This is a genomic window from Campylobacter concisus (assembly GCF_002914195.1).
Classification (GTDB): Bacteria; Campylobacterota; Campylobacteria; order Campylobacterales; family Campylobacteraceae; genus Campylobacter_A; species Campylobacter_A concisus_M.
The window spans coordinates 40,860-47,350 of sequence record NZ_PPAU01000122.1 but is presented as its reverse complement, the minus strand read 5'-3'; the positions used below and the strand labels follow the sequence as shown (position 1 = coordinate 47,350).

8 protein-coding genes are annotated in these 6,491 nt (G+C 35.1%); 4 read left to right on the top strand and 4 right to left on the bottom strand.

What is annotated here, in order from left to right; genetic code table 11:
• The 4 genes from CYP28_RS10500 to CYP28_RS08620 all read left to right on the top strand — a co-directional run.
• The coding region (locus tag CYP28_RS10500; RefSeq protein ID WP_219811244.1) for a hypothetical protein at positions 1 to 202 on the top strand (202 nt) is incomplete at its 5' end.
• Positions 199 to 933, top strand: a complete 735-nt coding sequence (locus CYP28_RS08630; protein ID WP_103593874.1) for an ABC transporter ATP-binding protein — start codon at positions 199 to 201, stop codon at positions 931 to 933. The genes CYP28_RS10500 and CYP28_RS08630, both read left to right, overlap by 4 nt.
• Before the next feature lie 15 nt (positions 934 to 948).
• Entirely contained in the window at positions 949 to 2,067 is a 1,119-nt protein-coding gene (locus CYP28_RS08625) for a glycosyltransferase family 4 protein (protein ID WP_103593876.1), read from the top strand.
• Positions 2,064 to 3,368, top strand: a complete 1,305-nt coding sequence (locus CYP28_RS08620) for a sugar transferase (protein ID WP_103593873.1) — start codon at positions 2,064 to 2,066, stop codon at positions 3,366 to 3,368. The genes CYP28_RS08625 and CYP28_RS08620 overlap by 4 nt, the downstream gene beginning before the upstream one ends.
• 37 nt (positions 3,369 to 3,405) lie before the next feature.
• Here the strand turns inward: CYP28_RS08620 and CYP28_RS08615 are convergent, their stop codons facing one another.
• The 4 genes from CYP28_RS08615 to CYP28_RS08600 all read right to left on the bottom strand — a co-directional run bounded on the left by CYP28_RS08615 (position 3,406) and on the right by CYP28_RS08600 (position 6,407).
• On the bottom strand, positions 3,406 to 4,266 hold the full coding sequence (locus CYP28_RS08615) for a cysteine ABC transporter substrate-binding protein (protein WP_103593872.1): 861 nt from the start codon (positions 4,264 to 4,266) through the stop codon (positions 3,406 to 3,408).
• Between the two features lie 93 nt (positions 4,267 to 4,359).
• A complete protein-coding gene (locus tag CYP28_RS08610; RefSeq protein ID WP_084110057.1) occupies positions 4,360 to 5,097 on the bottom strand; it encodes an amino acid ABC transporter ATP-binding protein in 738 nt (245 codons plus the stop codon).
• Position 5,098: 1 nt separating this feature from the next.
• The gene (locus CYP28_RS08605; RefSeq protein WP_103593871.1) at positions 5,099 to 5,767 is read right to left on the bottom strand and encodes an amino acid ABC transporter permease; all 669 of its coding nucleotides are present in this window, start codon (positions 5,765 to 5,767) and stop codon (positions 5,099 to 5,101) included.
• Positions 5,754 to 6,407 (bottom strand): amino acid ABC transporter permease, encoded by a 654-nt coding sequence (locus CYP28_RS08600; protein WP_103593870.1) that lies wholly within the window; start codon positions 6,405 to 6,407, stop codon positions 5,754 to 5,756. Before CYP28_RS08600 ends, CYP28_RS08605 begins: the two co-directional genes overlap by 14 nt.
• Positions 6,408 to 6,491 lie beyond the last annotated feature (84 nt).

Genomic DNA, 6,491 nt, shown 5'->3' with positions numbered 1-6,491 from the left:
ATATGAAACTTTATATTATTGCACCAATTTATTATCCTTTCCATTAGAAAATATTAAATATTGTTTCTTTAATGGATATACGCCTATTCTAATATATGATATTTGGCTTTGGGTATTGCATAGTGCTGTAATTGTATTATTGTTTGTAGTATCATTAGTTATTGAAAATAAATTAAAATCAAAAATTTCGGATTTTCTATGATAGTATTTAAAAGTGTTAGTAAGTCATATAAATCATATGGGGTTCATACAAATTCGTTGAAAAGTTTCGCTATAAATTACAAGAATTATTTTCGAAACATAAATAGCATACCTACTATTGATGTTCTAAATAATATGTCGATGAGTGTTGACAATGGGGATATATTATGTATAGTTGGTAGAAATGGTGTTGGAAAATCTACTTTAGCCAAGCTTATAGCAAAGACATCAACTCCTACGAAAGGTGATATTGTTGTAGATGGTAAAGTTATACCATTTTTAGAGCTGGGTGTTGCTTTTAGTGATGAATTAAGTGGTCGTGACAATGCTTTTTTAAATGGCGTATTATTAGGAATGGATATATGCTTTATAAAGGATAATATGCAAGAGATATTTTCATTTGCTGAAATTGAGAGGTTTGTGGATACTCCATTGAAATACTATTCGTCTGGAATGAAAATGAGATTGGCATTTTCAATAGCGCGATGTGCCAATGGTGATATATATATATTTGATGAAATTTTAGCAGTTGGCGATGAGAAATTTCAGAAAAAATGCTTTGATTTTTTTGATAATTTACTGGTTAACAAAAAAACAATTATATTTATAACTCATGATATAAATTTTGTAAAAAAGCATGCAACTAAGTTATTGGTTCTAAGGGGTGGTGGAGATTATATCTTAATAAGCAATAAAGAAAAAATTTGTAATTTTACCTTTGAGAGTTTATAGTTTGTATTAATGATGATAAAAAAAGCTTTAATATGCGATTGGCTCAATGTTTACGCTGGTGCAGAAAGATGTGTGGAGAGTTTCACAAATATTTGGGCTGACTTTGAAATTTATAGTTTGATCGATTTTTTGAATGATACAGATAGGTATGGAATATTAAAAAATAAGTATGCCCATACGAGCTTTATTCAAAATTTGCCATTCGCTAAAAGTAGGTATCGTGATTATTTACCGCTTTTTCCATATGCTATTGAGAATTTTAATCTAAGCGAGTATGATTTAATCTTATCCAGTTCTCACGCGGTTGCAAAGGGGGTATTGACTCATTCGGATCAGCTTCATATTAGTTATGTTCATACGCCAATTCGTTATGCATGGGATTTATATTTTGAGTATTTGAAAAATAGCGGGCTGAATAGTGGATTAAAGGGTTTTTTTGCGAAATATTTTCTACATAAAATTCGTATTTGGGATTTGATTTCCACAAATCGTGTGGATTATTTTATTGCAAACAGTCGCTATATTGCCAGTCGTATAAAAAAAATTTATGGTAGGGCGAGCGATGTAATATATCCCCCAGTAGATACCGATAAATTTGAGGCCAAGGAAAATAAAGATGAGTTTTATTTGACTGTTTCAAGGCTTGTGCCATATAAAAAAGTAGATGTTATAGTGGAGGCTTTTTCACAAATTAATAGAAAGCTTGTGCTTATCGGCGATGGTCCAGATATGGACAAAATAAAAAGTAAGGCTAAAAAAAATATAGAAATTTTAGGATATCAAAGCAACGAAACAATAAAGCATATGATGCAAAATGCGAAAGCTTTTATATTCGCAGCCAAGGAAGATTTCGGTATCGCTCCAGTAGAGGCTCAGGCGTGCGGCACGCCCGTTATATGCTACGGCAATGGCGGAGTACGTGAGACGGTGATAGATAACGTCAGTGGTGTTTATTTTTATGAGCAAAGCGTTGAGAGCCTACTTGGAGCACTGGATAGATTTGAACATAATGTGGATAAATTTGATCCATCTTTTATTCGCAGAAACTCACTTAGATTTTCTCGTAAAAGATTTGAGGAGGAGATAAAAACTTACATAGAGCATAAATTTAATGAATTTAAGGCATTAAAATGAGGCAAATTTTATCATTTTTATTGCTGTTGCTAGCTGATATTTTTGTTATTTTTGGCTCTATATTTTTAGGCATTTTTGTCAAAAATCTTATTTATGGAAGCCCATTATTTTTTGATATATTTACATATCGAGAGTACATCTACGTTTATATTACTATAATATCTTTATTTGCTTATCAGGGTATTTATATTAGGAGATTTGATTTTTGGCATGAAAGCAAAATTATAATAAAAAGTTGCATATTAGGCTTTTTACTTTGTCTTGTGCTTGCGATAGAAAATAGTTTGTTTTCAAAAGTAACCCTATTATTTAGTTTTTTATCTATGATTATACTTTTACCCGGATTTAAATTTATATTCAAACGTATACTTTTTTATGTAGGCATCTGGCAAAAAAAGGCTAGAATTTTATGTGTAGAAAATAGCGAAGAGCTTGAATACGCAATATTTAATAACCATTATTTGGGTTATGTAAAAGCCGTTGGAAAAAGCTATGATGCTCTTTTGATAGGATATAACAATATTAAGCCTAAAACTCTAAATACTATTATAGAACAGAACATAAAGGATAACAAAGAAATCTTATTTACTCCAATACTTAATAGTTATGACTTTTCAAGGGCCTGTGTTTATAATATTTTTAACTCCCGCACGAATCTATTTGCTATTCAAAATTCCCTTCAAAGCAAATTTAATTTAATTTTGAAAAGATTGTTAGATTTATCAATATTATTGCTTGCTTTACCCTTTTTGATAATCATGTTTGGCGTAGTTATCTTAATCATAAAGGTAAAAGAACCAACCGGCGATATTTTTTTTGGCCAGTACAGAATAGGTTTGGATGGAAAAATATTCAAATGCTATAAATTTCGTTCAATGCATACTGACCAAAGTTTTATGCAAGAATGGTTGGATAAAAATTCGGAAGAAGTAGTATATTATAAAAAGTATAAAAAATATAGAAATGATCCCCGAGTAACTAAAATCGGCAGCTTTTTAAGAAAAACGTCACTTGACGAATTGCCGCAGCTAGTAAATGTTCTAAAAGGGGAGATGAGTCTGGTTGGTCCAAGGCCATGTCTTCCGAATGAAATGGAAGATTTTGGAGAATACCTACCGCTTGTTTTATCTTGTAAGCCCGGGCTTACTGGACTTTGGCAGGTTAGTGGTCGAAGCAATGTGGATTTTGCTACACGAGCCCAAATGGACATATGGTATATAAAGAACTGGAATATTTGGATGGATATTGTAATAATTATAAAAACATTTAAAGTAGTATTCCTTAGGTATGGTGCTATGTAAATAAAGTTTGAGATGAGGTGCTGCAACACCTCATTATTTATAGTTTGCCGCCTTCGACGACTAGAGATTCTGGATTGACGCTATCGCCGTAGATCGGTTTTAGTGTAGCATTATAGTCTTTGTGGAAGAAATTTTCTTTTCCAAGCTCAATGATCTCATTGTTTAGCCAGTCAAGTAAAACTTTGTTACCTTTTTTAACAGCTGGTGCTATCACATCAACATCACCAAGTGCTTCAATGCCTACAACAAAGCCTGGAGTCTCTTTCGCCCAGGCAAAAAGTAGGGCGTTATCATGCGCTAGTGCAGCACCTCTTTTATCAACCAAAGCTGCAAATGTTTCAGTATTTTGGTCGTATTTTGCAAGCTTAATATCTGGATAATTTTTTGTAAAAAATGCGTCTGCGGTTGTGCCCTTATTTACGATTAGGGTTTTGTCTTTTAGCTCATCGATGCTCTTTATCACTGCACCTTCAGGGCTTACGATGCCAAGTGAAACCTTCATGTATGGAAGCGCAAAATCAACAACTTGTGCACGCTCAGGTGTTTTTGTAAAATTTGCAAGCGTGATATCTACTTTATCAGCTACTAAAACTTCAACTCTACCAGCAGCCTCAACTAGCTCAAATTTTACCTTGCTCTCATCGCCTAGTAGGTCTTTTGCGATACGTTTTGCAAAGTAAATATCATAGCCTTGGTTTTTGCCATCTTTATCGACATAGCCAAATGGTGGTTTGTCGCTGAAAACGCCAATTCTTACATATCCACGCTCTTTGATCTTTGCGATCGTATCAGCTTCGTTTGAAGCAGCTTTTGCCGTGTCGGCACCTTTGTCATTACCACAACCCGTTAGAAAGACGGTAGCGATTAATGCTAATAAGAAAAATTTAAATTTTCTCACTCTTTCTCCTTGTAAAAAAGTTAAATAAATAAGAGCGTTAAATTTTCGCCCTAAACGCATTTTGAAAAAACGGCAAATTATCTCTTATTTTTTCTAAAACGAGAATAAATTTAGAAATTTCTTCGCGCGATCACTCTTTGGGCTGGTAAAAAATTCTTCTGGCTCGCTGATCTCCACGATCGCTCCAGCGTCCATAAATACGATCTTGTTTGCAACTGCTCTTGCAAAGCTCATCTCGTGTGTGACTATTAGCATCGTCATGCCATCTTTAGCTAAATTTAGTATCACATCAAGCACTTCTCTAACGATCTCTGGATCAAGTGCAGCCGTAACCTCGTCAAATAGCATAATTTCAGGGTTTAAGCAAAGGCTTCTAACGATTGCTATACGCTGCTTTTGGCCGCCACTTAGCTCCTTTGGATAGGCAAATTTCTTATCAAGCAGCCCAACCTTGCTTAACCACATATCAGCTGTTTTTTCAGCCTCGGCTCTATCTCTTTTTTGCACCTTTAAAGGCCCAAGAAGGACGTTGTCTATGACATTCATATGATCAAAGAGCTCGTAGCTTTGAAAGACCATGCCGACTTTTTGGCGGATCCTTTGCCAATCATTAAATTTAGCATCAATCACTTCACCATCGATTATTATCTCACCGCTTGCGATGCTCTCAAGTCCGTTTATACATCTAAGAGTTGTGCTCTTGCCACAGCCAGATGGTCCAAGAAGCACGACCACTTCACCGCTTTTTACCTCTAAATTGATATCCTTTAAGGCGTGAAGCTCTCCATAAAATTTATTTATTTTTTTAAGTTCTAATATGTTTTCGCTCATTTTAACTCCATTTTTCTTCTAGTTTTTTTGATAGTTTTGAGACTGGATAGCAGATCACAAAATATAAAAAGAATATGAGCGTGTATATCCAAAATGGTGCCATAGGATTTGTAAATACATTTCGCTCGATGATCTGCTGGCCGACCTTGACTACCTCTACAACGCCTATTAGCACGACGATAGAGGTCGTTTTTATCATACGGCTTAGTAAATTTACAGCCCCAGGCACTAGCCTTCTTGTGGCAAGTGGGATGATAACGTGAGAGTAAATTTGAAATTTACTAAGCCCAAGTGAGGCGGCTGATTCAAATTGATGTTTTGGTATTGATGTTATTGCGCCACGCACGATGTCCATCATTTCAAAAATTCCCCACAAGCTAAAGACGATGAGTGAGGCTGTAAATGCTGAAATATGGATATCAAACGCCTTACTGACACCAAAATAAAATAAAAATAGCCAAACGATCTGAGGCATTATGCGAACGATTTCTAGGCAAATTTTTAAAATAAAATAGATAAATTTGTTTTTCATGCTCATAAGCACGCCAAGCACTAAGCCACCGATTATAGAGATAAAGATAGAGATAAATGAAATTTCTGTGCTAACAACTAGACCTTCAAAGAGCCTTAGTAAATTTTGCGTATCAAATAAAATACTAACTCCTTGCATTTCTCACCCTTTTTTCAACGTAGCTAAGCACTAGCGAGACTGGCAAGATGATGATGAGATAGCTAATAACCAGCATAAAAAGCGCTTCGTCTGTTTTGTAATAAAGCCCAATGAGATCCTTTGCAACGTAGACTAAATCGGCAAGTGCCACGATACTAACGATGCTTGTCTCTTTTAGCAAAAAGATAATATTTGCACTAATGCTTGGCACTGCTACGCTAAATGCTTGAGGCAAGATAACATATCTTAAGAGCTGATTTTTGCTAAGTGCGATGCTTAGTCCCGCTTCGATCTGCGACTTTCTAACCGCCTCAAAGCCAAGCCTAAAGCTCTCGCTCATATAGCTGCCACCAAGAAAGCTAAGCCCCGCGACCGCACAGGTAAAGCCACTCATCGACACTCCAAGCTTTGGCAAGCCGTAGTATAAAAAGAAGAGCTGGATAAGAAGTGGTGTGTTTCTTGAAAGCTCAACGTAACAATCAACGAGCTTTGAGAGAAATTTTAGCTTGTAAAATTTCACAGCCATGCAAAAAATGCCTATCAAAATAGAAAAAACGATCCCCAAAAAGGCGATCTGGCAGGTGAGAATCCCAGCCTTTATAAAAAGGGGGTAAAATTTCTCAATAAACTCAAAATCCATAAACTTTAATCCAATCTGAAAAATGGAGTTATTTTATCCCATAATCATAAATTTAAAACTAATTAGATATGATCACGCTTTAAA

Excerpts from the sequence above, each read along its gene's own strand:
- CYP28_RS08630 (WP_103593874.1), top strand. The coding sequence starts at position 199 with ATGATAGTATTTAAAAGTGTTAGTAAGTCATATAAATCATATGGGGTT.
- CYP28_RS08620 (WP_103593873.1), top strand. The coding sequence starts at position 2,064 with ATGAGGCAAATTTTATCATTTTTATTGCTGTTGCTAGCTGATATTTTT.
- CYP28_RS08610 (WP_084110057.1), bottom strand. The coding sequence starts at position 5,097 with ATGAGCGAAAACATATTAGAACTTAAAAAAATAAATAAATTTTATGGA.
- CYP28_RS08605 (WP_103593871.1), bottom strand. The coding sequence starts at position 5,767 with ATGCAAGGAGTTAGTATTTTATTTGATACGCAAAATTTACTAAGGCTC.
- CYP28_RS08600 (WP_103593870.1), bottom strand. The coding sequence starts at position 6,407 with ATGGATTTTGAGTTTATTGAGAAATTTTACCCCCTTTTTATAAAGGCT.